Origin of the sequence: Roseibium sediminicola (assembly GCF_023156505.1) — a bacterium.
In the GTDB taxonomy this organism is placed as follows: Bacteria; Pseudomonadota; Alphaproteobacteria; order Rhizobiales; family Stappiaceae; genus Roseibium; species Roseibium sediminicola.
The window spans coordinates 49,314-73,728 of sequence record NZ_JALNMJ010000004.1 but is presented as its reverse complement, the minus strand read 5'-3'; the positions used below and the strand labels follow the sequence as shown (position 1 = coordinate 73,728).

General features: G+C 58.9%; 22 protein-coding genes and 1 tRNA gene. 13 read left to right on the top strand and 10 right to left on the bottom strand.

The window, feature by feature from the left end:
• Positions 1-12 precede the first annotated feature (12 nt).
• Genes tssM through M0H32_RS07580 form a run of 6 tightly spaced genes read left to right on the top strand, consistent with a single transcriptional unit; the run spans position 13 to position 9,261 of the window.
• Positions 13-3,666: a type VI secretion system membrane subunit TssM gene (gene tssM, locus M0H32_RS07605; RefSeq protein WP_248152820.1), complete on the top strand. Its 3,654-nt coding sequence runs from the start codon at positions 13-15 to the stop codon at positions 3,664-3,666.
• A gap of 1 nt (position 3,667) precedes the next feature.
• Positions 3,668-4,345 (top strand): type VI secretion system-associated protein TagF, encoded by a 678-nt coding sequence (gene tagF / locus M0H32_RS07600; protein WP_248152819.1) that lies wholly within the window; start codon positions 3,668-3,670, stop codon positions 4,343-4,345.
• Entirely contained in the window at positions 4,342-5,106 is a 765-nt protein-coding gene (locus M0H32_RS07595) for a PP2C family protein-serine/threonine phosphatase (protein ID WP_248152818.1), read from the top strand. The genes tagF and M0H32_RS07595 overlap by 4 nt, the downstream gene beginning before the upstream one ends.
• Entirely contained in the window at positions 5,106-6,989 is a 1,884-nt protein-coding gene (locus M0H32_RS07590) for a serine/threonine protein kinase (protein ID WP_248152817.1), read from the top strand. The genes M0H32_RS07595 and M0H32_RS07590 overlap by 1 nt, the downstream gene beginning before the upstream one ends.
• A 35-nt stretch (positions 6,990-7,024) precedes the next feature.
• Complete coding sequence (locus M0H32_RS07585) at positions 7,025-7,447, top strand: biopolymer transporter ExbD (protein ID WP_248152811.1); 423 nt, start codon at positions 7,025-7,027, stop codon at positions 7,445-7,447.
• On the top strand, positions 7,444-9,261 hold the full coding sequence (locus M0H32_RS07580) for a hypothetical protein (protein WP_248152809.1): 1,818 nt from the start codon (positions 7,444-7,446) through the stop codon (positions 9,259-9,261). Before M0H32_RS07585 ends, M0H32_RS07580 begins: the two co-directional genes overlap by 4 nt.
• Here M0H32_RS07580 and M0H32_RS07575 read toward each other — a convergent pair.
• The 3 genes from M0H32_RS07575 to M0H32_RS07565 all read right to left on the bottom strand — a co-directional run bounded on the left by M0H32_RS07575 (position 9,245) and on the right by M0H32_RS07565 (position 10,935).
• The gene (locus tag M0H32_RS07575) at positions 9,245-9,934 is read right to left on the bottom strand and encodes a MotA/TolQ/ExbB proton channel family protein (protein WP_248152808.1); all 690 of its coding nucleotides are present in this window, start codon (positions 9,932-9,934) and stop codon (positions 9,245-9,247) included. The two genes, M0H32_RS07580 and M0H32_RS07575, sit on opposite strands and share 17 nt — an antisense overlap.
• Positions 9,935-9,968: 34 nt before the next feature.
• Positions 9,969-10,382 (bottom strand): hypothetical protein, encoded by a 414-nt coding sequence (locus M0H32_RS07570; RefSeq protein ID WP_248152807.1) that lies wholly within the window; start codon positions 10,380-10,382, stop codon positions 9,969-9,971.
• A gap of 76 nt (positions 10,383-10,458) precedes the next feature.
• Complete coding sequence (locus tag M0H32_RS07565) at positions 10,459-10,935, bottom strand: DUF1036 domain-containing protein (protein WP_248152805.1); 477 nt, start codon at positions 10,933-10,935, stop codon at positions 10,459-10,461.
• A 170-nt stretch (positions 10,936-11,105) separates the two neighbouring features.
• Between M0H32_RS07565 and M0H32_RS07560 the strand changes: the two genes are divergently transcribed.
• The gene (locus tag M0H32_RS07560) at positions 11,106-11,486 is read left to right on the top strand and encodes an ExbD/TolR family protein (RefSeq protein WP_248152803.1); all 381 of its coding nucleotides are present in this window, start codon (positions 11,106-11,108) and stop codon (positions 11,484-11,486) included.
• 77 nt (positions 11,487-11,563) lie between these two features.
• Here M0H32_RS07560 and M0H32_RS07555 read toward each other — a convergent pair whose 3' ends face one another.
• Entirely contained in the window at positions 11,564-13,102 is a 1,539-nt protein-coding gene (locus M0H32_RS07555; RefSeq protein ID WP_248152801.1) for a caspase family protein, read from the bottom strand.
• A gap of 492 nt (positions 13,103-13,594) precedes the next feature.
• Between M0H32_RS07555 and M0H32_RS07550 the strand changes: the two genes are divergently transcribed.
• The gene (locus M0H32_RS07550) at positions 13,595-14,449 is read left to right on the top strand and encodes a hypothetical protein (protein ID WP_248152799.1); all 855 of its coding nucleotides are present in this window, start codon (positions 13,595-13,597) and stop codon (positions 14,447-14,449) included.
• 44 nt (positions 14,450-14,493) lie between these two features.
• Here the strand turns inward: M0H32_RS07550 and M0H32_RS07545 are convergent.
• Both M0H32_RS07545 and M0H32_RS07540 read right to left on the bottom strand, forming a co-directional pair.
• Positions 14,494-14,569 (bottom strand) — tRNA-Glu (locus tag M0H32_RS07545).
• 125 nt (positions 14,570-14,694) lie between these two features.
• The gene (locus tag M0H32_RS07540; RefSeq protein ID WP_248152797.1) at positions 14,695-15,135 is read right to left on the bottom strand and encodes a VOC family protein; all 441 of its coding nucleotides are present in this window, start codon (positions 15,133-15,135) and stop codon (positions 14,695-14,697) included.
• A 56-nt stretch (positions 15,136-15,191) separates the two neighbouring features.
• Between M0H32_RS07540 and M0H32_RS07535 the strand changes: the two genes are divergently transcribed.
• The 5 genes from M0H32_RS07535 to M0H32_RS07515 all read left to right on the top strand — a co-directional run bounded on the left by M0H32_RS07535 (position 15,192) and on the right by M0H32_RS07515 (position 20,043).
• Entirely contained in the window at positions 15,192-15,971 is a 780-nt protein-coding gene (locus M0H32_RS07535) for an SIR2 family NAD-dependent protein deacylase (RefSeq protein WP_248152785.1), read from the top strand.
• A 138-nt stretch (positions 15,972-16,109) separates the two neighbouring features.
• Positions 16,110-16,691, top strand: coding sequence for a cold-shock protein (locus M0H32_RS07530; protein ID WP_248152784.1), 582 nt, complete (start codon positions 16,110-16,112; stop codon positions 16,689-16,691).
• Positions 16,692-17,004: 313 nt separating this feature from the next.
• Complete coding sequence (locus tag M0H32_RS07525) at positions 17,005-18,522, top strand: sensor histidine kinase (RefSeq protein ID WP_248152777.1); 1,518 nt, start codon at positions 17,005-17,007, stop codon at positions 18,520-18,522.
• A gap of 17 nt (positions 18,523-18,539) precedes the next feature.
• Positions 18,540-19,391, top strand: a complete 852-nt coding sequence (locus tag M0H32_RS07520) for a response regulator transcription factor (RefSeq protein WP_248152776.1) — start codon at positions 18,540-18,542, stop codon at positions 19,389-19,391.
• A gap of 154 nt (positions 19,392-19,545) precedes the next feature.
• A complete protein-coding gene (locus M0H32_RS07515) occupies positions 19,546-20,043 on the top strand; it encodes a DUF192 domain-containing protein (RefSeq protein WP_248152774.1) in 498 nt (165 codons plus the stop codon).
• Between the two features lie 280 nt (positions 20,044-20,323).
• On the opposite strand, the gene M0H32_RS07510 is transcribed toward M0H32_RS07515, so the two are convergent.
• From M0H32_RS07510 to M0H32_RS07495, 4 genes are all read right to left on the bottom strand, one after another.
• Positions 20,324-20,998, bottom strand: a complete 675-nt coding sequence (locus M0H32_RS07510; protein ID WP_248152772.1) for a hypothetical protein — start codon at positions 20,996-20,998, stop codon at positions 20,324-20,326.
• 182 nt (positions 20,999-21,180) lie between these two features.
• Entirely contained in the window at positions 21,181-21,828 is a 648-nt protein-coding gene (locus M0H32_RS07505) for a hypothetical protein (RefSeq protein ID WP_248152770.1), read from the bottom strand.
• Between the two features lie 16 nt (positions 21,829-21,844).
• Complete coding sequence (locus M0H32_RS07500) at positions 21,845-22,918, bottom strand: DNA/RNA non-specific endonuclease (protein ID WP_248152768.1); 1,074 nt, start codon at positions 22,916-22,918, stop codon at positions 21,845-21,847.
• Positions 22,919-23,118: 200 nt separating this feature from the next.
• Entirely contained in the window at positions 23,119-24,255 is a 1,137-nt protein-coding gene (locus M0H32_RS07495) for a tyrosine-type recombinase/integrase (protein ID WP_248152766.1), read from the bottom strand.
• Between the last annotated feature and the right edge of the window lie 160 nt (positions 24,256-24,415).

The window sequence follows — 24,415 nt, the reverse complement described above, 5'->3', positions numbered from 1 at the left end:
AAGGCTGTATCGATGAAATTCTGGTTCGGTATTACGGCAATTCTCCTCGGCATTCTTGCCCTAGTTGCCCTGATCTGGTTTGGCGGCCCCTTCCTGGCGATTGCGGGTGTGCGCCCCTTCGAACCGCTCTGGGTGCGGCTGACGCTGGTGCTTTTGATTGTTCTTTTGATTGGCGGCTGGCAAGCTTGGCGCATCTACAAACGGATCAAGGCCAACCGGGCGCTCGAACAGGAGATCCTGCAGCCGAAGGCGAGCGAAGAAGACCTGCAGATCATGTCAGAGCGCATGAAGGACGCGCTCAAGACATTGAAATCGTCCAGCGGCAACGCGCGCACGTATCTCTACGATCTTCCCTGGTACCTGATGATCGGTCCGCCTGCCTCCGGCAAGACGACGGCGCTGATGCATTCCGGCCTGAAATTCGCAGGCTCCAGAAGCAAGGGCGAGGCGCAGAAACTGGAAGGGCTCGGCGGCACCCGCTATTGCGACTGGTGGTTCGCGGAAACTGCGGTTCTGATCGACACCGCCGGACGCTACACGACCCAGGATTCCGACGAGGAACATGATCGCGAGGCCTGGCTCGGGTTCCTGAACATTCTGCGCAAGGCCCGGCCGCGCCAGCCGATCAACGGTGTCATGGTGTCGATAAGTCTAGAGAACCTGATGACGCTGCCTGACGAGGAACTGAAACAGCATGCCGACGCGATCCGCGCGCGCCTGATCGAACTCTACAAGACGCTGAAGATCGATTTTCCGGTCTATGTCATCTTCACCAAGGCGGATACCATCGCCGGGTTCATGGAATTCTTCGGATCCTATCCGGAAAGCCGGCGCAGCCTGGTCTGGGGCGCGACGTTTCAGACCCGGGAAAAAACCAAGAACATGGTCGCCGAGACACCGGCGGAATTCGATCTTCTGGTCGAGCGGCTCAACGAAGAGATGGCCGACCGGCTACAGGAGGAGCCCGATCCACGCGCGCGGCTGATGCTCTACGGCTTTCCGACGCAGGTCGCCGCGCTGAAAGACCGGCTGACCGGTTTCCTGAACGCGATCTTCGAACCGAGCCGCTATTATCCGAACGCGGTTCTGCGCGGTTTCTACTTCACCTCCGGTACGCAGACGGGCACCGCAATCGACCGGGTCATCGGCTCGATGAGCCAGGCCTTTGGTACCGCATATCAGGCGGCAGCCCTGTCTGGTCAGGGAAAGAGCTACTTTCTGCGCGATCTGCTCAACAAGGTGATTATCGGCGAAGCCGGCTGGGTCAGTCACAATCGCGCTGCCGTACGCATGGCCACGGCCACACGCATCGCCGCCTATACAGCCATCGCGCTGGTCACCATCGGGCTCGGCACGCTCTGGACCACGAGCTATCTCAACAACAAGCAGCTGATCGACGAAACAGCGCTTGCCGTCGACAGCATTCGAACCTCGGGCGAGACCGTTCTGGGCGAACGGATCGTGCGCGACGACGATCTTCTCAGCACCGTGGATGTGCTCAACAAGCTGCGGGCCCTTCCGGCGGGCTACGACAGCCGTGACGACCCAACGCCCTTGATGGAGCAATTCGGCCTCAGCCAGCGTGCGCGCCTTGAAGCCTCCGGTGTGACCTCCTATCGAAGCGGGCTGGAGCGCCTGCTGAGACCGCGTCTTCTGCTTCGGATCGAGGAACAGATGGCCGACGTCCTGGACAATCGGACGGGACCAGGCGGCGAGGATATCGAGCGTCTCTACAATCTTGCAAAGCTTTACCGCATGGTCGCGCGGGATGCGCCGGAAATCGACGAAGACGAGATCAAGAACTCGTTCAAGGCCGATTTCGTTCAGAGTTTCCCTGGGCCTCAAGGCGAGATCTTCCGCCAGCCGTTGAACCTGCACGTCGCCGCGATGCTTGAGCTTGACTATGGCGGCCGGCCGCTGACCGATCAGCTCGACGGAGTACTGGTGGCGGAAGTTCAGCGGGAACTTGCCCGGGTCAGCCTGGCCGAGCGGGGTTATGCGCTTCTGAAATCCCGCGCCAACGGTCTGATCAGCGAAGACTGGGTCGCCGAACAACGCGGTGGCCCGGATATGGAAAATGTCTTTGAGACCGACAACGGCGACACGCTCGACACGGTGGTCGTTGACAAGTTCTACACCTATCCAGGCTTCCACCTGTCGGTTCTGCCGAACCTGGCCGGCATTCGCGAGGAGCTTGAGCGGGACAAGTGGGTGTTCGGCGAGGTCGGCGAAGTTGATGCCTTCGCGGACCAGTACCAGTCGCTTCCAGGAGAAATCCTGGCGCTCTACACCCAGGACTTCATTGATGCTTGGGAAACAGCGCTCGGCAACCTGAAATTCAAATCCATGAGCGAGGACAAGCCACTCTATACCACTTTGCAGGCGGTCTCCGCCCGGGCGTCTCCCGTCGTCCAGCTGCTGGAAAGCTTGCGTCGTGAAACCTTGTTGACCCAGGACGTTCCAAGGGAAGGCCTTTCTGGGGCCCTGGCCGGCGGCAATGCCGCGGATGCCGGGACGGAAGCGGCGGGAAAGATCTTCCAGCGCTACGTGCTTGATTCATCCGGTGGCCTGAAACGCATCGGCCTGGAAGCTGGGCTCAAGGCGCTTGCGCCGGAAGGCCTTTCGAGTGCCCTTGGTGGGTCTGAGGGCGGCGGTGGAGCGACCATTATTCCGGGCAAGGCGATCGAGGATCATTTCCGCCGCTACCACGAGCTGGTTGAGGGTGAAAACAACCGCAAGATCGATGCCCTGCTGCTCAACTTCAAGAACATCCTGGACAATCTTCTTGTGGTCGCAAACGATCCCCTGCGCAGCGAAACCGCCAATTCCAACGTCCAGATCCAGGCGCAGCTTCTGCGCAGCAACGCGACGCGCTTTCCCAAGCCTTTCGACAAGCTGATCCTGCAGGCGGCCAAGGAATTCGACGAGGAATTCAAGGAAACGTCCTTCACCCAGCTGAACGAGAAGCTGAAGTCGCAGGTCCACGGCCAGTGCCGCCAGATCGTCGGCCGGAACTTCCCGTTCGAAAACGGCCGGTCCGAAGTGCCGATGACGGAATTTGCCAAGCTGTTCTCGCCGGCCGGCATCATGCAGCGCTTCTTCGACGAAAACCTGAAGGGGCTTGTTGAAACGTCGACGCGGCCCTGGACCTGGAAACCGGAAGTGGCCCAGGCCGACCGGCTGTCCAACGCCACGTTGCGCCAATTCGAGCGGGCGGACCTGATCAAGGAGGCCTTTTTCCCGACCGGCAACGCCTTTCCGTCGGTGGGGCTCCAGGTCGTGCCCAGGGCGCTGTCGCAACAGGCGGACTCCGCCAGCCTGGAGGTCAATGGCAACGTGGTCTTCGTTACGCGCGGCCCTGGCTTCAATGCCGAGATTGAACCTGTGCCCGCCAATTTCGACTGGCCCAGCAACACCGCGACACCCCGTGTCATATTGGTGATGCAACCGGACGTGCCCGGATACCGCTCCAGGACGGAAATTCACGGCGATTGGGCCTTCTACCGTTTCATCAAGGCCAACCGGGTGAGCTCGGGACAGAACAAGTTCGTCGTACGAAAGACACTTGGCGGACGGCAGGTCTCTTTCACGATCAGCCTGCGGACGACGCCGAACCCGTTCTTCCTGTCGGCGATTTCCGATTTCAGCTGTCCGTCGAGTTTCTGAGATGGGCGGCGGCTATTTCGGCAAACTGCCGGCGCGAAAGGATTTTGTGCTCGGCAATTGTCCGAAGGGATTTTTGAAACTGTGGGAGCTCTTTCTGATCAAAGGGCTCGCGCAGTCCAGGCTGGACCTCGAGGAGGACTGGAAAGAGGCCTATATGACCATGCCTGTCTGGCGTTTCCTGTTGTCTCCGGTGGACCTGGCAGAAACCTCCGGACCGCTTGCGCGACCGATAGCCGGAGCGTTCATGCCAAGCGTGGATGGCGCCGGACGCGAATATCCGCTGACTGTGGTCGCGGAAGCCGGGGAAGGCGCTGCTGAGATTGCCGGAGGCTGGTTTGACCATGTTGAGGCGGTTCTGCTGAGCGCTTTGCAGGACGAGGCGACCCTGGACGGATTTCAGGCGGCGGTGGCGGATCTCGGGGTGCCCGAGGATGGGGGCGAGGAGCAGGCACGGGAAGAAAGCCTGCTCGCGCCTCTGGCGGAAACGGAAGGCAAGCTTACCGCCCGTTTCTGGTGCCGAGCCGGTCCGATGGTCTTTGCATTCAGATGCAACGGGCTCCCTGACGCGGAATCCTTCCGGTGGTTGATGCTGCCGGAGCATTATTCGTCACAGCAAGCAAAACAGTCTTCGGCAGGGGACATTCATGGGCGATATCATCCGGAGGATCATCGAACGTGACCGGAATTCAGGAGGAGACGCTGCGCGGATTTGCGGTCGGCATGACGCATGTCGGCCGTGTGCGGGCTGAAAACGAAGACACGTATTTTGTCGACGAGAAAAAGGGCGTTTTCGCCGTGATGGACGGGGCAGGCGGGCTGTGTGCCGGCGCCATGGCGTCGGGTCTGGTCCGAGATGCCCTGACCAGCATCACAGCGCCGCGCAGCGGCGAGGACCTGCTGGAGCAATTCGAGAGCCGTCTGATCGTGGCCAAGGACCGGATCGAACGGGCTTCCGCCAACGCCGATGGCGCGCCTATGGGGACCACCATTGCCGCCCTGCTGACGTTTCAGCGCAATTTCGCCTGTCTTTGGGCGGGGGACAGCCGCGTTTACAGGCTGCGCAACGGGCGGCTCGAACAGCTGACGACCGATCATACCGAAGCCCAGGAACTGGTTGATCAGAAGGTGCTGACACCGGAGGAGGCGCGGACCTTCGCCCGCAGGCACATCATCACGAGGGCAATTGGCTCGGGCATAGACCTGGAACTGGAACTTGTTTCCGGCAATCTGAGATCCGGGGACCGTTTCCTGATTTGCTCGGACGGACTGACCGGCCATCTGGAGGACAGTGTGATCGGCAATTTTTTGATGAATGGAGCCGCCCGTCTGGCGGCGCATGGCCTGATCAACGGAGCCCTGGATGGCGGCGGTTCGGACAATGTCACCGTCGTGATTGTGGACATCGACAGGATGGCCGCGGGTGAAGGAGCCAGCAACTGATGAGTCCAGCCGAGCAATCGCTGCCTGCCGGGACCCGGCTCAACAATCTTTATGAGATTGAGGAACATATCGCGGATGGCGGCATCGGAACGGTGTACCGGGCCCGGGACGTCGAAAGTGGTGACCCGGTCGCCGTCAAGGTTCTGTTGGCCAATTTCGCCAAGGATCCGATGATCCTGGACCTCTTCAAGCGCGAAGCCAAGATCCTGCGCAAACTGAAACATGATGCTCTGACGCAGTATTTTGTCTTCGCCAAGGAACCGACACTCGGCACCTATTATCTGGCGATGGAATTTGTCAGCGGTCCGTCGCTGAAATCACGACTGGAATCAGGACCGCTCGAACCCGAGGCCGTCTTCAGATTGCTGCAGCGGCTGGCGTCGGCCCTGCAGGCCGTGCATGACCGGGAGGTGATCCACCGGGATCTGTCGCCGGACAATATCATTCTTCAGAACGGCGATGTCGGTCAGGCCAAGATCATCGATTTCGGCATCTCCAGAGCCAATACGGGCGGTCCGACGATTATCGGCGACGGGTTTGCCGGCAAGGTCAATTATGTCTCACCGGAACAGGTCGGCATTTTCGACGGCAAGGTGACCGCGCGCAGCGATATTTATTCGCTGGGTCTGGTGATTGCCGAAGCCCTGCTTGGCAAACAGGTGGACATGAGCGGCACGCAAGTGCAGATCGTTGAAAAACGGCGCCAGATCCCGTCCCTGGAGGGCATCGACAACCGCTTCCGGCCTCTGCTGGAAGCCATGCTGCAGCCCAATCCCGCCGACCGGCCGGCGAACATGGCGGAAATTGCCGGCTGGACCCTGGGCGCGCCGATGCAGAGGCAGGTGGAAGACCGCACGATCATCAGGCCGTCCTCGACCCCGCCGGAACAGGCCGCGCTGGATTTGCCGCCGCCAGCCACCAGCTGGGCAAAGCGCGTTCTCATGGCTGCCTCCCTGCTCGGGATTGCCGGTGTCGGCGCAGCCGGGGTCTATTTCCTGGTCGGGCAGACGGTTCCCGAACCTGACCAGCGCCCGGTTCTGGTTGCAACGCCACGCGACGATGCGCCGGTCGCCCCGCGGCCGACCCTGCCGACCCCGCCGGTTGAAACGCCGCCGGACAATGGCGGCACGGAGCAGGTCGCGACACCGCCCGAGCCTCCGGTTGACACCACGAAGACACAACCTGTGCCGCCGGTCGACAAATCTCCGGTGGTCGTTTCCCTGCCGAAGGACAATCAGGTTGAGGACCCGCCGAAACAGCCGGTGAAACCGGAAGACCGTATCCGCAATTTCGTGAGCGGCTATCAAGGCGGCAATTGCATGTATCTGCAGCCCATAGAGATTGCCAGCCGGTCGGCCGAGATTGAGGGATTTGCCTCCAGAACACCGCCCTTTATCAGCTTTGACAGCGATTTCACCCAGAGCCAGGGCTTCGAGGCTAAAATTCAGGTGAATCTTGTCTCCGATGCCCAGTGCCCGGCGATCGCCTTCTTGCGGGCAACGCCCCAGGGCAATGCGAAGACGGAACTGCGCCTGGACATGCAGCGCACCGTCATTCCGGCCGGTGAAAACATGGCCGGGCGGATATCCGGTTACGATCCCAATACAGGTGGCCTCGGACTGTTGTTCATCAACAGCAAGGGCGAAGTGACCAATCTGACACCCTACCTGCAGACCGATGACGGCGGTGCGGGTTTCGTGGTGCCTCTGACCCTGAAGACCCCGACTGAAGAAACGGGACTGGTCATCTCCATGGTTGGCGAGGACATAGCCGGCAATCTGATCAAGCGGCGAGAAAAACAGGCGGACGCCTATTTCGACAAGCTTCTGCAGGACACACCGGTCTTGCGGGCGACCGCGACCACGGTCAAGATTGTGCCGTGATCGGATAAGGACAGTCCGCCGGGACCGGAACGGCCATGAAGCGCTATACGAAGCCCATACATCTGCAGGAACTGATCCCCCATCGCAAGGCGGACAGTTCCCTTGCCTTGATCAACGTGGTGTTTCTGTTGCTTCTGTTTCTGCTTGTCGCCGGAACGCTTCGGCCGCCCCTGCCTGAGGACTTTGCCTGGGCGGAGACCGTCAATCAGGACGGAACGTCCAATATTCAGGGCGGGTTGGTGCTCACCAGAGACGGTGCCGTTTGGGCGGATGGCCGGCAACTGGACGACAAGGACCTGGAAGCGCATTTGAAAACCGTTGCAGGTGCCAGCGACAGACTGACCGTTCAGGTCGACAAGCGCACCCGGATGGAAGCGGTTGCCGCACTGGCAGCCTTGGCGAGATCAAGCGGTCTTCAGGGCCTGTCCCTCGTGACCGTGGAAGCGGGCGGACCGTGACCGCCGCGGCCTACAATCTTGAGGGCCGCTGGGACATCCCGGCCTATGTCTGGCCGGGCGTGCTTGGCCTGTCGGCAGCCCTGCATTTCGCATTTCTGGTCTATGGTCTGCCGGAACTGCCCTGGTCCGCCGATGCCTCGGAAATTCTGCCGGAAACCGAAGTGATCCTGGAGGCCGGCGGACCGGTCTTCGAGGAAGTACTTGAGCAGACGCCGCAACCGTTGGACATCCAGGAGACCAGTAAGACGGAGTTCGTGGAACAGAGCCAGCCGGAGCTGATGCCCGTGCAGCCGGTGGAGACCAACGACCTGGAGGTGCTTCCAAGTGAGCCGGTCCAGGTCGAGCAGGTCCAGGCCGAACCGGTAGAGGTCGATCAGTTGACTGTCGATCCGATCTCGGGTGTTGAAGCCCCCATGCTGCCGCAGGCCGCGCCCGTGGCAGCCGAGATCATCGAGTCGGAGGAGGTCACGGCGCTCCAGCCGGAAACCGTCCTACAGGAAGCGGTGCCAAGCGTCGAAACCGTGCCGGTGGAAACGCTCGATGTGCCGCCGGTTGACAACATCCTTTTGCCGGAGACGGCCGCCTCCAGCCAGATAGCCACTGAGATTATTGAGCCTGCAATCGAAACCATCGTGCCGATCGTTGTCGCGGAGCCCGCCCTCCCGGCTGTCACGCCTCAGGACAGCCTTCAGCCTGCCTTGGTCGCGGAGGCTGCGTCGGAGCCCCTTGAGCCCCTGACACAGCAAAGTACGCTGGTAACGGATGTCAGTCCGTCTCAAGTACCATTGCAATCCGGGCAGCAGGCAGAGGATCTCAATACCGTTGTTTCCCCGGTTGTCGAAGTCACACCACTTGCGCCCGCCATCGAGCCGTCAGGGATCGATCTGCCGCAGAGCGCGTCCCAAGTGATCTTGGCGGAAGAAACCGCCGGTGACGTAGCGCAAAGCGAAACAGTCACACTCACGCCGGTCGAGGCTCCGGAAATCGCCACGATTGCGCCCGAAACCCAGCAACTCACCGATGTCGAACAGGTTGAAACCGAGGTGGCGGCCCTCACACCGGCGGACCCGGAGACCTCGGCAGTGCCATCGATTGACGAGCCGTCTCGCCCCGCCGAAATCGTGCCGCCGGTTGAAGTCGCGACCATCGATCCGCTGGCGAACATCACAAGCTACGTCAAGAATTACGATTTCGGCGATTGTGCCCATCTCTCCGTCCTGTCGGCCGGCGCCGACAGCGCGGAGGTCACGGCGTTTGGCACCGGGATCGGGGCCTTTGCTGTCTTCGACCAGAGGTTCAAGGCGGACCAGGGTTTCGAGGCCGCGATCCAGCTGCGGCTGGTCACTCAGCAGCAATGCGCCTTGCTGAATGCGCTCGGTGTGTCCCAGGGCATTGAGGCTGCGGGGCTTGTGGAACTCGACAAGACAGTCGTCAAAAGTGGAACCTTGACGACTGGGCTGATCCAGCGGGACCTGCCGCTGGCGCGGATCGCGGCGGCGGAAGAGGCCGGTCTGGATCTTGGCGGCAAGGGACCGCCGGAGCTTTACCTGATCGACGATGCCGGGCAGATCCACGACGGACGTGACTTCCTGCTGCCAGCTTCCAGCGCGACCACCGCAGGCGCCTGGCGCTTCAAGGTGCCGGTGGTGCTGAAGTCGGCGGAAGACCAGGAAACCGCGCTTGTGCTGGCCATCTGGAACCGGCCGGTGTCACGTCAGCCACCTCGCTTTGGAACGCTGCCGCCAAGCCGCGTCGCCACCGTACTCTCCGAGCCCGGCGTCTATTCTATCGCGGCGTTCAAGGTGTCCCGCTGACCGGAACGGAAGCTTCCGGCGCACCAGCGCCGGCGGTGAAGACACCTGTCAAAAGCACTTCGAGCGCGGCCCGTTCCTTTTCCAGGCGCGTTTCGAACCAGGTTACGGCCACCGAGACGGGGATGGCGACGGCAAGGCCGCAGGCGGTGGTCAAGAGCGCCACCCAGATGCCGCCTGCAAGCGCGGCCGGATTGGCCGAGGCTCCGGAATCCTGCAAGGTCTGAAAAGTTTCAATCATGCCGAGAACCGTGCCCAGGAGGCCGAGCAGGGGGGCGATCTGTGTCACGAGATCAAGCGCCTTCAGCCAGCTTGCAAGCCCAAACAGGCGGTCGGCCGCACGGGCGGAAATTTCCTCGCGCAGGCGTTCCTCGCGAATGTCGCGTTCCTGGCTGGCGAGCGGTTGCTGGTCGAGCATCTGAATGGCGTCCATGGCGCTGCGCACCAGCGCGGCGGACAGGGACCTGTCCTTCAGCAGGTTCTGGGCCGCCTTGGTCCGATTGCCGGAGCGCCATTGGGACACTGCCTGGCGGACCTGCGCGTGGCGTCCGACCCGGGCGGAGGAAAACTGGAACACCTTGGCGAGGATGACCGCCAGCGCGGCCACGGAGATGGCCAGCAGGATGAGGACGACCGGTCCCCCGAGTTCCAACAGTGATGTCGCGGTTTCCATCATGCGCGCAGTGATCCGTTCAAGGCTTCAAGAAACATCAGTCGCCGAACTGGATCGGAGTGCGGTTGCTCAGATCGAGCAGGTCGGGGCAATAGACATCGGTGATGCTGGGCGGAACGCAATTGGTGACGTTGTTGACATGCAGCCTGGAAAGGCTGTCGCAGGCCTTGCCGGCCAGGGCGAACTGGAGAATCTTGGTCTTTCCGGCTGAAATCCTGGAGAATTTCAGGCCCAGGAATTGATCGACCAGCCCGTTCTTGTCAAAGGCCACCATTTCCAGGGTCAGCTGGTCCATCGGACGATCCAGCCCGTTGGTGGCGATGATCGACATGCGGCATCCTCCGCCTTCGATCGGCTGCAGCTGATTGAGTTCCAGACTGATCTTGCCGGAAAGATCCTGTGCCTGGGCCGCGCCCGCAAGGCTGAAAATGATCGCGAAAACCCAACACATCAAAATCCGCATCGACATCCCCCAGATGCAAAACTCAGTCTTATCCTAACAGCGGCCGGCCAGACTCGGTACCGGGTCAATCATAGGACAATAGAACGGTCCAGTCCTCGGCCCCTTCGGTCTCGATCTGAAAGAAGTCGGCCTCGATCAGTCCCCGCTGCCAGCATTGATCGCCGTCATAGAGAACGAATTTTTCCTCGCGAATGCAAAGGGTAATGTCGCCGCCCAGCCGGCTTTCGCCGAAGCCGTCCGCCACGTGCAGATAGTAGCGCGCGTTTTTGAGCGGCTCCTGCAGGATCTGGCTGCAGGCATTGGAGGTGATGGTCCACCAGCCTTCGGTGCGCAGCCCGTCATCGGTTTCATAGCCGACGGCGACATTCACCAGGTCGACGGACCCGTTGCACACCCTGAGGCCGGCCTGGGCTTGCCCGGGCAGGCAAAGACAGGCGGCGATGAAAAACAGCACCACTCCCAGACCGGGACCCAAGTCCCGCCGTGCCGATCGTCTGGTGCCGGAGGCGAAATTCATATGCGGTGGTACCGATTGTTCCAATTGGTCATCACGCTAGGGAAATGCGGCGCCGCGGTCAATTTGACAAATGCGATTGAGGTCAACGCGGATATGGGGAACACTACCGGCATGACGACTGTCCGATGCAACATGCGGTAAGTTTGCCGATGATCCTGATACAGAGCCCGGTAGCCCGACGCAGGCGCATTCCCTTGACGCCGCTAATCGACGTGATCTTCATTCTGATCATGTTTTTTCTGTTGTCGTCGACCTTCGGCATCTGGCGGCCACTCGACGTCTCGCTCGGTCGATCAGCGCCAGGGCAAGGGACCGAGACCGCCAGCCCTTCCAAAACACCGGCTGTTCTGATCATCGTCCGAAGCGGGGATGGCACCGGACAGGCGCAACTGACCGTCAACGGCGTCGATCTTGGCTTGGAGCGCCTGTCAGAGGAACTGGACCGGTTAGCGGGGCTGGGCGCTGCCAACGCGTTGCTGATCCCGGACAGGGAGACGGACTTTCAGCAGGTCGTGCGCATTCTCGACGAAGCCAGATCGTCAAAACTGAAACGGGTCAGCCTGCATCTGAAGTGATGCGCGGGGACATTGACGTCCCGCACAAACAAATCGGCCCGGCAAAAGCCGGGCCGTCATTTTCATGTTGTTTGTTATCAGCGGCCGATAGCACCGCCGATGATACCGCCGACGACACCGCCGATAAAGGCAGCGCCGGCCGGGTTAACACCGCCGCCACCGGAGTTGTTGTTGGTGCGGCGGGTGGTCGTCGTCGTGTTGGTCCGGCGGGTCGTGGTGCTGCGGGACGCAGCCGCGGCCTGCTGCTTGCGGTTCACTTCAGCCTGGTAGGCCGAATACTGCGTCGCCGTCTGCGTGGTCAGGAGGGCGTATTGCGCGGCAGTGAAATAGCCGGTCGGAACGATGCCGTTGGCGGTCTGCCACGCGCTGACACCTGCGCGTGTCTTCGGGCCGAAGGCGCCATCCGGACGGCCAACGTCGTGACCGGCAAGGTTCAGGCGGGTTTGCACTTCGCGGCGCGAATTGCGGTTCCAGCCCATCGCAGCTTCGGTTGTTTCCGTGCCCGGAATGGCCTTCTGCGGATCCGGCAGGGTGGCGATAACCGGGTTGCCGGCCGCCGCGGCGGTGCCGGCAGGAGCGGTCGGGTTCACGGAAGCGACCTGGTTGGCACTGCTCAGACGCTTGATCGAGTTGCGTGCAAAGTCAGCAAACAGACCGCTCGGATACGCGTCCAGATAGGCCTGGTAATCCACCACTGTATTGCTGGATTTGGCGGTTTCCCAGATCAGCTTCTCGCGTTCCCAGGCAATGGCCGACTGGGTGGCGGTTGAGGTGGCTGCCGGGGCCGGCGGCGTCGACGTAGCCGTGTCGCCGAGCGAGGCAACCGTGGTCGACGGTGCCACCGAGCGCTTGTTCAGGAAGACTTCGCCGATCAGCGAGGCGTTCACCCAGGGGCGCTGCCGCTTTTCGGTTTCCTCATAAACGTCGCCGGTCACGCGGGTCATGACGGTCTGGATCGATGCGTTCGGCGTGTCGATATGCTTGATCAGCGCGGTTGTGAACGGAGAATTGGCACCATCGCCGTCAAGCGCGACATCGCCCGGGCTGGTCGCGAACGCGATCACGGAGCCTTCACCGCCGGTTTCCTCGATCTTGATTTCCGCCAGGCCGGCGCCGACGCTTCCGGAGCGGCTCGGGCCCATGCGGCGGGACAGAGTGCGTGCCAGCGGATTGTCGCGGCAGGCATCCAGGAACACCATCTGCACTTTTACGTCCTTGGACATCTGGCGCATGATGAAGTCAACCGTGATGGTCTCGAAATCGAGCGATGTTTCGTCCTCGATCGTTGCATCGATCGGCACGAGGTGGTTTTTTCCGGCAACCTGCAGGCCATGGCCGGCATAAAACAGGATCGCGATCTCGGCGCCATAAGCCTTCTTGGCAAAATTCATGACAGACCGGCGCATGTCGCTGTAGGTCTGGTCCTGGCCGGCAACAACTTCAAACCCGAGGGCGCGCAGCTTGGCGGCCATCTGTTCGGCGTCATTGGCCGGGTTGGGAAGGGGTACGGTGTGTTCGTAAGCGCCATTGCCGATCACAAGGGCAACGCGCTTCGCAAGGGCCGGTGCTGTTCCCGCAAGTACAATTGCCAGCACGGCGATCAATCGTTTGAACATGTCCTGTCCTCTCGTAGATCATTGTTGCCTGTCGGTTGGACCGATCTTGAAGCGAGGTCTGTGTCCTCTTGTCTAAAGAGCTACCTCGAATGGCATTACGGTTCTGTAATCCGCGTCACAGGAACTTGAAATAGGAAGTGCTGCCCCTGTGACGACGCGAGGCCACTCCGGCCCTGTCCGAAGTCGCCCTTGTCAAATCAGGATGCGATTATACGCAATCGTGTTTCGGAACACCACTTGTGAGCGCAATGTTCCTGCCATTTGCTGCAAGGGATTGAACGAAATGTGATGTCTTTTGCAATAGAATTGCGTTCACGTGCCGGGTTTTCGGTATGGGGCGAGCTGTTGACGACAAAATCGCTGGCCCAAATTGATTTCTGTGACCTGAATCACCCCCGGCAGTCAGCGCGTTTTGCTACCTTGGGGGCAGTGAACGGCCCGATGAACTGGCCGACGAATGAACCGGGTGCCACGACCGGCGGAGACATCCTGATGGCTGGAAAAGCGGATATTCTGAAACATATGCGGCCGGAGCATGTCGGCGTTTTCCTCGCTGCGGCGCGGCTCTACAACGTTGCCATTCTGGTCCGGCGCACCAACACGGCCTCGCTGCAGCATATCGGGGAGCCTTACGCCTCTCCCAAACGGCTCGACTGCAAGGCCAAGACCGCTGATTTCGATGTTGTTCCAAGAGGCTGCAGGGTGCCGGAAGCACAGCGCGGCTGCATTGCCGGTCTCGTGGTCGATCCCGGCATGGTCGGCGAGCGCGCCTATACGGACGGAAAATACGCCAAGGCGATGGAAGCCTGGCGGGCCTTTTCGAGCCAGCTGCGGCCGGAGATGTCGACCTACGAGAAGCAGAAACAGATGACGTATATTCCCGGCGGCGGTCTTTATTTCCTCGAGCGCAATCCGGACGATCCCTATTACGGGTGTGTCAAGTTTTCCTCATCTTCGCTGATCACCGCCGGCAAATGCATTCATGGCGATTTCGACCTGTACGGCATTGTCGACATGGCGGCGCCGGCCGATATCGTGCGGGTCAAGGAAGACCGTCTCGGGCAGACCCATGCCCGCTCGCCGAAGTTTTTCGACGTGCAGAACTTCGTCAATGGCCGCATTGGCGTGACCATGGTCCTGCACGGCTCCCAGGAGACCTATGCGTCCAGGCACGAGGATGACGACCTGGATGTCTTTTTCCCGAATGGCCGGGTCGACTATGCCGGTCCGTCGGCCGCAAAGATCACCGAATTCTATCAGAAGGAATTTCCGGGGCGGACGCTGTTCCGCAAGGATGATCCGGCGCAGCAGGTCAAGGGGAGATATGTTTCTCCCGGCGCGGCCTGAGCGGCAGCGCTGTATCAACTGACTTGTTTTGTGCCGGAAAAAACTGGCACGCCCAACGGGACTCGAACCCGTGTTTCCGCCGTGAAAGGGCGGCGTCCTAGACCGCTAGACGATGGGCGCGCGGTCGACGCGGCTGCGTCGTGGGGAGGCTTATAGGCGGGAATGGTTTGGCCCGCAAGAGCCTTTGCGACAATTTTTTAAGGGCCCGGAAATCCGGGCCCCAGTCTGTTGAAAACCTCGTCCTGTTACCACTCGCCGGTGTTCGGCATCGAGGCCCAGGGGTCTTTGATTTCAAGCGCTTCGCCCTTTTGGAGCAGCTCGAAGGAAATGTTGTCCGGCGAACGAACGAAGGCCATGCGGCCGTCGCGCGGCGGACGGTTGATGGTGACGCCTTTTTTCTGCAGGTTTTCGCAAAACTCGTAGATGTTATCGACCTCGTAGGCGAGGTGGCCGAAATTGCGGCCGCCGGAATATTCTTCCGGATCCCAGTTGTAGGTCAGCTCCAGAAGCGGCGCGGCGTTGGCCTTGCCGGCTTCGACATCCTCGGAACCGGCGAGAAAGATCAGGGTGAAGCGGCCCTTCTCGTTTTCGTAGCGGCGGACCTCGGTCATGCCCATCTTGTTGCAATAAAAATCGAGCGAGTCTTCAATGCTGGTCACGCGGACCATCGTGTGCAGATAACGCATGTCTTAATCCTTTTCCTCAGGCGAGGGAGATGGGTGTCAGGGCAGGGAACCGGTCGATGACAACGATAACCAGCCTGCCCGAAGCGCAGGACTTTGTGGCACAGTTCACGAACGGTTCCTACCAGCGGATCGTGGCCCTGACCGGGGCGGGGATTTCGACGGAATCCGGCGTTCCGGATTTCCGCTCACCCGGCGGGATATGGTCCCGGCGCCAGCCGATTCAATACCAGGACTTCGTTGCGGACGAAGCCAGCCGGCTGGAAGACTGGGACCGGCGCTTCGAGATGCGGGACTTTTTCGACAAGGCGGAGCCGAACGCCGCGCATCTTGCGCTTTCAGCCCTTGCCTCGTCGGGACACCTGACCTGCCTGATCACCCAGAATGTCGACGGGCTGCACCAAAGGGCGGGATTTCCGCAGAACCGGCTTATCGAAATTCACGGCAATTCCACATATGCCACCTGCCTGGACTGCGGTGCCCGCGCGGAACTTGAGGGCCAGCTGTCTTTTGTGGAGGCCGGTCAAAGTCCACGCTGCGGAGACTGCGGCGGTCTTTTGAAAGCGGCGGTGATCAGTTTCGGACAGCAGATGCCGGAGGAGGCGCTCTATCAGGCGGCCGAGGCGGCGCAGGACTGTGACCTGTTTCTGGTGCTCGGCTCTTCGCTGGTGGTGCATCCGGCGGCGCAATTGCCTGCGATCGCGGTTAAGGCCGGCGCGGAGCTGGTGATTCTCAATGCCGAAGAAACGCCGCTCGATTCGTTGGCGTCAACAGTCATTCGCACGCCTTTAGCTCAAACATTTGCGAAATTTCGGGAAGAACAGCCGGATATTCCGTAAATGGTCTGTGGTTAGTCCGTTTATTTCCCTTCTCGTCCATAAGCACAATGTTATCCTTTTGTTAGGAATCAGCTGACAGGCGAGTCGATTTTTGTCTTCAGCTGAATGATGCGGACCAAAAAACGGGACAAAAGGGCTATGGGGGTCAAAACCGCACGGGAACCCCGCGCACTCGAAGCACTGACGGAAGATGTTGCCGTTGACGTATTCGAGATTGCCGGAACGATTAAGTGGTTCGATGTCGGCAAAGGCTACGGCTTCATCGTGCCGGACAGCGGAGAGGGCGATATCCTCCTCCATGTCACCTGCCTCAGGCGGGACGGCTATCAGACGGCCTATGAAGGCGCGCGGGTCGTTTGCGAAGTCCTGGACCGGCCACGCGGTCTGCAGGCCTTCCGCATCCTGTCGATGGACGAGACCACCGCAACACATCCCTCGCAGCTGCCGCCGTCCCGGACCCATGTCCAGGTCGTCGCGGAAAGCGGTTTTGAGAAGGCTACCGTGAAATGGTTCAACCGGGTCAAGGGCTTCGGCTTCCTGACCCAGGGTGAGGGGTCGGAAGACATCTTCATTCACATGGAGACACTGCGCCGCTTCGGCATCACCGAGCTGCGGCCCGGCCAGGACGTTCTGGTCCGCTTCGGCGAAGGCCCCAAAGGCCGTATGGCCGCAGAAATCCGGCCGGTGGGAACGGGTACCCACATCCCGGCCTCCCATTGACCCCTTACTGACATTGCATTGCGCATTCCCTTGGGCCGGACTTGTTCCGGCCTTTTTTGTTGGCCTGGCCTTAAGGGTGCATCTTCCGGTCGCTGTTTTTAAGTAAAAGTACTCCAAGTTGTCGTGATTGGCGTTTGGTCCACTGTCGTTGTTGCTTGATCGCGAAGTCGGACCTGGATTCTGACGTTGGGTTATGTCTTATTTTACAAATCGGATCTGAAAATAGTCACGGTAAATGACCCGATAGGCGACAAGTGCCGTGACGAATTTTGTGAAGACAGGTTGCGACAACACCAGCCTGTTGAACTGTTTGATGGAAACGGTTCATCAGGGCCTTACGGTTGTCGACGAGAACCTCGATCTTCTTCTGGTCAACGAAGCCGCCCAGACGCTTCTCGACATTCCCTTCGATGTCCTGCTCCTCTGTCCAAACCTGGAGCAACTGTTCCGTTTCAATGCCGAGCGGGGTGATTATGGCCCAGGTGACCCGGACGAGCAGGTCCGCGTACGGGTGGAAAAAGCGCGCCTGTTCGAGCCGCATGATTTTGAGCGGGTTCGTCCCAACGGAACCGTGTTGCGGGTTCAGGGAACCCCCATCACCGGCGGCGGGTTCGTAACGCTCTACAGCGATGTGACCGAGGCGCGCCGCCAGGAGCGGGACCTGCTCACAGCCAGGCAGGAGCTGGCCCACCGGCTGGACCACAAGACCCAGCAGCTCATGGAGAACCGGGACCTTCTCCTGAACGCGATCAACGGCATACGCGACGGCATGACCATTGCGGACAGCACGGGACGGATCGTCCTTGCCAACGACAAGATGAAGACCATTCATCCGAACATCACCGGCTATGTCAGCACCGGGGCGACGGTCACCAACCTTATGTGTTGCCTTTTTCCAGACGATCCGGAAAGGAGCCTTGAGGACATCATGGATCCGGATGTTCCGTGGCTGGAACGGTGTTTTCCGAACGGCAAGTGGTACCGGATCTCCCATTCCTGGTCGACCGACGGCGGCATCATTTCCGTCTTTTCCGAGATCACCGAATACAAGAAGCAGCAAAACAACCTGCGCCAGCACACCGATGAGCTGGTCAAGTTGTTGCAGCAGGAAAAGCAGCTGACGGAAATGCAGCGCGAATTCGTCTCCATGGCCTCGCATGAATTCCGCACGCCGCTGGCGATCATCGACAGCAACGCGCAGAGGATTCTCCGCGGCAGGGACACAATGGCGCCGGAAAAACTGTACGGCCGGCTCGGCAAGATCCGCGAATCTGTCTCCCGCATGCAATATCTAATCAACCGTTTCCTGGATTTCTCGCTGGCGCAGACAAAGGGTCTGGAGCTGAACAGGCGGCGGCAGCCGTTCCGGGACACGGTTCAGCGGATCTGCGCTAATTTTACCGAAGCCTGCTCCACCCATGCGATCGAAATCGATGTCTCGGCGTTGCCCGACAGCTACGACTTCGACGAAAAGCTGGTTGAGCTGTGCATCGAGAACCTCCTGTCCAACGCCGTCAAATATTCACCCAACGCCGCCCGGGTCTCGATCACCGGCGCGGTCACCGGCGGTGTCATCGAAATTGCGGTTTCGGATCAGGGCGTCGGTATTCCCGAGCCTGAAATCGGCAAGGTGTTCGACAAGTATTTCCGGGCGTCCACCTCGAGCGGCATTCCGGGAACCGGCATCGGCCTCAACATGGCCGCGCGCGCCATCGAGCTGCACAACGGCGAGATTCACATCGACAGCAAGGTCGGCGAAGGCAGCCGGATCGTGATCCGGTTGCCTGAAAGGAGCGACTTTCCGGACGAACAGGTCCGGTCGGTTGCCTGATCAAAAAGAGAAGACAGATGCAACAAAAACTCAAAATACTGTGCGTGGAAGACGAGCCCAATCTCCTGGAAGACCTCACCGAGGAGCTGGAGGAGGCGGGATATCTGGCCGAAACGGCCATGAACGGCATTGAGGCCATCAAATGCCTTCAGGCCGGCAGGCCGGACCTGATCCTGTGCGACATGATGATGCCGGAACTGGACGGGCCGGGGCTGTTGCAGCATGTCCGGCGCGAATATCGCGAGCTGGACACCGTTCCCTTCATCTTTCTGACCGCCAAGGCGACGCGCGAGGACATCATCGCCGGCAAGCGCATGGGGGTCGACGATTACCTGACCAAGCCGATTGACTACGACCTGTTGCTGGCGACGGTGGAAAGCCGGCTGCGCGAGGTCAAGCGGATCGAGGACATGAACCGGGCCAGGCTGCAGGTGATCGAAAACCAGCTCCTGGGACTAAAGGTGAACCGGGGCGCGGTCAGGGTTGCGATGGTCTCCAACAACATTCAGCTGGTCGCACCGATCAACACCGCCTTGCTGGACCTTGGCTGCGAAGTGCGCACGGTGCGCGAGGACGCCCTGAAGGGCAACGGTTTTTCCCCCCAGCAGGATGAAATCGTCTTTCTGGTCTACAGCCAGCCGGTGCATTTTTACCTGGAAGACCTGAAGGAGCGACGGGCCGACGAGAAGGTCGCGAAATACGTGGTGCTGGCGGCGCCCAACATGCATGGCGGCATCCGCGAGGCGATCATGGATTGCGGCATCGACGAGATCATCGAATATCCTTACAAGCCCGTAGATATCTTCAAGCAGATCGTGCTGCACCTGCGCGGACCCCACGCCGACGTGAAGACCGCGCTGTTGATCTGAATACTGCCCGGACGGGAACCGGACTGCCCTGCTAAGCGGTTGCTTGCCGTTTCAAGTGCCGCCGCGCACGACCATGATGTCGCCTTGATGCGCGTTCAAGAAATCTATGCCTATATGAGGGCTTGGCGCATAACGAGATGACAGGCGGCGACGTATGCGGTTTCAGAATTTCAACTCCCATCTTCCGCGGCTTGCTGCCTTTGTCGGTCTGGTCCTGCTGCTGGCGGCCCCGGTCGCACCCGGTTTTGCCGACGAAAGCCAGAAGGGCCTTCCGGTCGAGACCCTGTTCGTCTTTTCCGGAGACACGGAGCATCGCTTCGAGGTTGAAATCGCCGCGACCGACCGGCAGCGCTCCATGGGGCTGATGTTTCGCGAGGAAATGCCCGCCGACCACGGCATGCTGTTCCTGTTCGAGGGCGAGGGCCAGCGCTATTTCTGGATGAAGAACACGCCCTTGCCGCTCGACATCATCTATATCGGCGCCAACGGCAAGATCGTCAGCATCGCCGCCGACACCGAACCCTTCTCCCTCGACGCCATCCCCTCTGACGGCCCGGCGCAATATGTGCTGGAGGTGAATGCGGGGATTGCGAAGAAGCTCGGGATTACCGCCGGGGACAGGGTGGAAAGCCCGTCGATGGGGGCGGAGTAGGGGGAGGGCGTAAATTGAACGTCTTCTGATCAGCCTATCCACAGCGATCTCGTCCGTTTGTCTTCTCCCTTGACGCCCCGGCCGAACGCGGATAAACCCGCGCAATCAGGCGTCGGGGTATAGCGCAGCCTGGTAGCGCATCTGGTTTGGGAGGTTTCTGGCCCAAACCCGCAAATCCCTGAAAATCTTCACGAAAATCAGCTCAAAGACGTGCCTGAAGAGGTGAGTTCGGGACTATTTCGGGACGTCGGGGGGCATTTGAAGATCCTGAACGCGTAATTCAGAAATCAGTTTCTATGCTTGTTACGCAGCTTTTTGGAATAATCATGGAGACGCTTCCCGTTTTGGTAATTAGGAAATGTGATCCCGTGGAGGACCTAAGTGTGCCAACAGCGATAGCTGCGATCTTCTTGTCGCCTCGGTAGGTCTCGCAAACAAAACGGAATTCTGAATCATCTCCAGAGCCTAAAAAGTAACCGGCCGCCATTGGGACAATTATGATTCCGCAGATCAAATAAGTAGCTGAGAACGCTGTAAGCTGTCTCCTGCGGGTGTCGGAATCAAGGTTTCGCCCCCAAAAATACCAAGCAATTTTGTCAAACCTACTTTTGGGGATGTAATCAGATTCATCGAAGTTGGATTTTAATCTGCTCCACATAATGCCGAAAGCGCCTAGCACTGCTATGCTGAGCGAATAAAAGAGGACAAGGGGTTTGTTCAACGCACCCAAAATGAAATCCGATGGAGCGGCAAAGTCTGCATAGGAAAAACCGTATCGGTAGAAGACAGCCCAATTGTAGAAGTATCCCACCAAATTTATGCAAATAGTGGCTAGCAACAGCGTAACAACGTTGTTTTTATTTGCAATATTCAATATGTCAAATACGGTGGAGATAATGTTATCAATCGGGTTTTGTTTTACTTTTACACGTAATTCGGTTTCGGGTTTTTCCATTCGGGTCTCCACTAAATGTCAACCGCCATTTCGTTTCGGTGAATTATGCCCGATCATCGGGCTGCCGCTTTCCAGTGCTTCCAGGCGGTCGGGACGTGTAGCTTCAGCGCATGCGCACCTCTGAACGTGGAGGAATTGTCGGCGTGTTTGGATTCCTATTGGTGTTGCAACGTATTGCAGCCCTAACCAGGAGTAGTTTGTGCGTCGATGGAGTTTTGCTTGTTGGGAAATTGGTCAGTTATGGTCGAAAGAAGCGTATGGATACCGCTGCTACCACCGCTGATAATTGCAACCGTCAACAGAATATCCACGAACTGTAACGCTGCCCACTGAACCTGTGCCAGTGCATCAAATTGAACTTCTAATAGTGGGCTGAGGGCACGCGTTCCTGCAAGCGCCAATAGAGTGGAAACAATAACGGAAAAAGTCATTGTTACGAGCCGGGTACCGGTCCGATAAGCGAGCAATGTCTTTTTTGCCTGTGCCAGATTTGCTTTTGATGCGTCGTCAAGAGGTTCCGCTTCAATGGCTGCGATTTCTAGCTCAGCTTGTTTTCGTACCAGCAGTCGCGTACTGGACACAAAAACCTCATTTGCACGTTCAACAAAAAGGGCAATGATAAATAAGACACCGAGAGTGCTGATGGCTGCTTGCACTGGATCTACGACAAATAACAGCGGCTCTAACGCTGATACACTATCGGTATCGGTGGAGGAAGGGGCGTTGCTATGCAGTGATATAATCACCACTAGTAAAGCTAGGCCTATGATGAGGCTGCATATCTGCCAATATTTCTTTAAGTGATAGTCCTTTGATATATCAAGATACATTTTGAACTCCATTAAATTATCGAGTTAGTTGTGTGGCACGCTCTTCAATTTTGTTCTCGATGTCATCTGGCAAAGTTGAAAACAAATCGATGCCTAGCATCTCTTCGAGAGTGTCTACACTGAACCGGTAGTTACGAAATTGTCCGGCTCCGCGCGGTATGTTCGGCATTATGAAAGCGCGTGCACTCCATTGACCGTCACTTTGAGAGAGAATCGCTTTGAACGTGTGCGACGGAACAGCGATTTTCCCGCGCATTTTGTTTGAAGGGCTGTCTGGTCGACCGCTGGTGTCGACTGTGAGGCAACGCAAAGGCGGCCGGTTCTTCTGACATCTGGGATCGATTGGTACAAAGAGGCTTCCGGTGACGATCCATAGATCTGCGCCTGACTTTGCCATTACGCGCACGGCCGCTTCCAACTTTGACCATGCGCCAGAATTGATGCTTCCAAACTGCGGTACGGCATTGGTGTAAATGTGGGTGCCATCGACAGCTGCTTGGGTGCGGACATAAGCCTGTGCTGGCGCGAGATGCCCTTTGTGAAAATCTGAGCCAGCATAGACGCGATCGTTTGCCTGACCTGACAGTGTAAGCCGATTGTCTGTTTCCCAAGACGAGCGGTGACGCTCTCCCGGACCATCTAACTCGTCACCTCTCATCAGATACGCCACCCAAACGGGGACACGCCATTCCACATCTTGGCAAATTGCAAACAGTGAATTGCTCAACAATCGCTTGTTTGATCCACTACAGTCAGCTTCGAGTAGACGCGAATAGTCGATCGACGGTGGTGAAGTTGGTTGAATCGCCGCGGAAGGCTTGGTGTATCGCGAAAGAACCCAAGCCTGAGCAGAATCTAGCTTCACTAAAAACCAGTTCCCGTCCTCATTCTTGTCGACAATTTCAGCGAATGTTCCTGGATCGGCATACCCAAATCGGCTTTGGCGGGCATCCCTATGTAGTGGCACGCCTCGAGCCGTCCCTCCAACAAGAACAACTGTCTCACCAGTTGTTGTGGTTTGCGCAGTTGCTTGATGATTACCGCAAAGCAGCAAAGCCACTAAAAAATACAAAAAATTGCATTTGTTCATGAATTCGCCTCAGTGAATGAATAAAACAAATAAATCTAAATAATCATATCATGTCGACTAAAAAATACAATTTTTGAGGGTGTAAATCTCAATTGACTAGGTATGCGGCCTCGCGGTGTTAGCGGAAAATGCAGTGCGCCGACGAAAAAGTTGAGCAATGAAATGAAGGTATTCCGTGTACTTTGAGGGTTTGTCAGTTTTTAGTTTCGTCGGAAGTTTTTCGATTTGTTTCCCGTCAACGGACGGATGTTTTCCAGCGCTTCCAACCCCTCCCGCACATCCTCATCCAACACATGCGCATATCGCACCGTCGAAGAAATATCCGCATGCTTGAGCGCCTTCTGGACCAGCGCCAGGTCGCGGGTCTTGCGCAAGAGCTTTGACGCGAAATCGTGGCGCAGGTCGTGGATGCGGAAGTCGGTGATGCCGGCAGCTTTGAGCGCCGTCTGGATGGTGCGCCTGAAGCCGTTATAGGTGATCGGCCGGCGTTTGCCCCGGTGCGGGTGGCGCTGCATCTCGTAGCTCCAGACCGCTTTGCCCGGCGCCTTCTTGGCCTCCTGGACGATGACGGCCATCTGTTCCTTGGTGACCGGCACCCAGACCCAGCCTTCGCCCTTGATCCAGATCTGGATCCTGTTGCGCGGCTCGTCCAGGCGGTCCTTCGACATGCCGGTGACTGCGTTGACGCGCAGGCCACGGGAGAGCAGGAACCAGACGAACGGGGCATAGTCCGCGCGCATCATGTCCCAGAACCGGTCGGCCTCGTCGCCGACGAATTCGCGCACACGCTCTTTCGGTTCCTTGAGCCGCATGCCGGCCCAATCATAGGCGTCGAGGTCGAGGCGAACATGCCAGACACGTTTGGCGCGCTTCAGAACCTTGCGCATGATCTCGATGATCTGGCGGTTGACGGTGGCCGGCGCGATCAAGGTCGGGTTTTTCTTGCCCTTGGTCTCGCCGGCGCGCTTCCTGACGGCGATCGCGATGTCGTCGGTGGTCAGGCTGGTCAGTCGGCGGTCGCTGCCGATCAGGCGGCAGCAATGCTTCATGGCGGCCAGCTCGTTGATCTCGTTGCTGGTGCCCTCGATGACCTCCTCGTGATAGCGCAGGCACGCTTCGCCGAGGGTCATGTTATCGTTTGGGCCTTCGTCCCTTACGCGCCGTTTTTCCTTGTCTTCGAATTTTTGCGCGCGGCTTTTTGTCGTTTCGCCAGTTGATCCATGAAATCGACGACGGTGCCCGTCGATCGTGAGGACGAAGTCGTAGTGGTAATAGGGCGACGTGAAGCCCCATTCGCCTGTGGTCTTGTCCCTCTTGCGCGCTCTGAAAACTGACATGTCGCGTCCCCTGTCATGGCCGCGGCAATATCTTCTTTGGCATAGGCGCGCCGCGTTCCGCGCAGTCTGTAGAAAATTTGGCCCTCATCGCCCCATCGTGTCAACGTTCGGACATGCACACCGATAAACCTGGCCGCCGCCGCATGGCTGACCAGCGGCC

Coding starts and splice junctions, on each gene's coding strand:
- tssM (WP_248152820.1), top strand. CDS start 13: ATGAAATTCTGGTTCGGTATTACGGCAATTCTCCTCGGCATTCTTGCC.
- tagF (WP_248152819.1), top strand. CDS start 3,668: ATGGGCGGCGGCTATTTCGGCAAACTGCCGGCGCGAAAGGATTTTGTG.
- M0H32_RS07590 (WP_248152817.1), top strand. CDS start 5,106: ATGAGTCCAGCCGAGCAATCGCTGCCTGCCGGGACCCGGCTCAACAAT.
- M0H32_RS07585 (WP_248152811.1), top strand. CDS start 7,025: ATGAAGCGCTATACGAAGCCCATACATCTGCAGGAACTGATCCCCCAT.
- M0H32_RS07575 (WP_248152808.1), bottom strand. CDS start 9,934: ATGATGGAAACCGCGACATCACTGTTGGAACTCGGGGGACCGGTCGTC.
- M0H32_RS07570 (WP_248152807.1), bottom strand. CDS start 10,382: ATGTGTTGGGTTTTCGCGATCATTTTCAGCCTTGCGGGCGCGGCCCAG.
- M0H32_RS07555 (WP_248152801.1), bottom strand. CDS start 13,102: ATGTTCAAACGATTGATCGCCGTGCTGGCAATTGTACTTGCGGGAACA.
- M0H32_RS07550 (WP_248152799.1), top strand. CDS start 13,595: ATGGCTGGAAAAGCGGATATTCTGAAACATATGCGGCCGGAGCATGTC.
- M0H32_RS07540 (WP_248152797.1), bottom strand. CDS start 15,135: ATGCGTTATCTGCACACGATGGTCCGCGTGACCAGCATTGAAGACTCG.
- M0H32_RS07535 (WP_248152785.1), top strand. CDS start 15,192: ATGACAACGATAACCAGCCTGCCCGAAGCGCAGGACTTTGTGGCACAG.
- M0H32_RS07530 (WP_248152784.1), top strand. CDS start 16,110: ATGGGGGTCAAAACCGCACGGGAACCCCGCGCACTCGAAGCACTGACG.
- M0H32_RS07525 (WP_248152777.1), top strand. CDS start 17,005: ATGGAAACGGTTCATCAGGGCCTTACGGTTGTCGACGAGAACCTCGAT.
- M0H32_RS07520 (WP_248152776.1), top strand. CDS start 18,540: ATGCAACAAAAACTCAAAATACTGTGCGTGGAAGACGAGCCCAATCTC.
- M0H32_RS07515 (WP_248152774.1), top strand. CDS start 19,546: ATGCGGTTTCAGAATTTCAACTCCCATCTTCCGCGGCTTGCTGCCTTT.
- M0H32_RS07510 (WP_248152772.1), bottom strand. CDS start 20,998: ATGGAAAAACCCGAAACCGAATTACGTGTAAAAGTAAAACAAAACCCG.
- M0H32_RS07505 (WP_248152770.1), bottom strand. CDS start 21,828: ATGTATCTTGATATATCAAAGGACTATCACTTAAAGAAATATTGGCAG.
- M0H32_RS07500 (WP_248152768.1), bottom strand. CDS start 22,918: ATGAACAAATGCAATTTTTTGTATTTTTTAGTGGCTTTGCTGCTTTGC.
- M0H32_RS07495 (WP_248152766.1), bottom strand. CDS start 24,255: ATGTCAGTTTTCAGAGCGCGCAAGAGGGACAAGACCACAGGCGAATGG.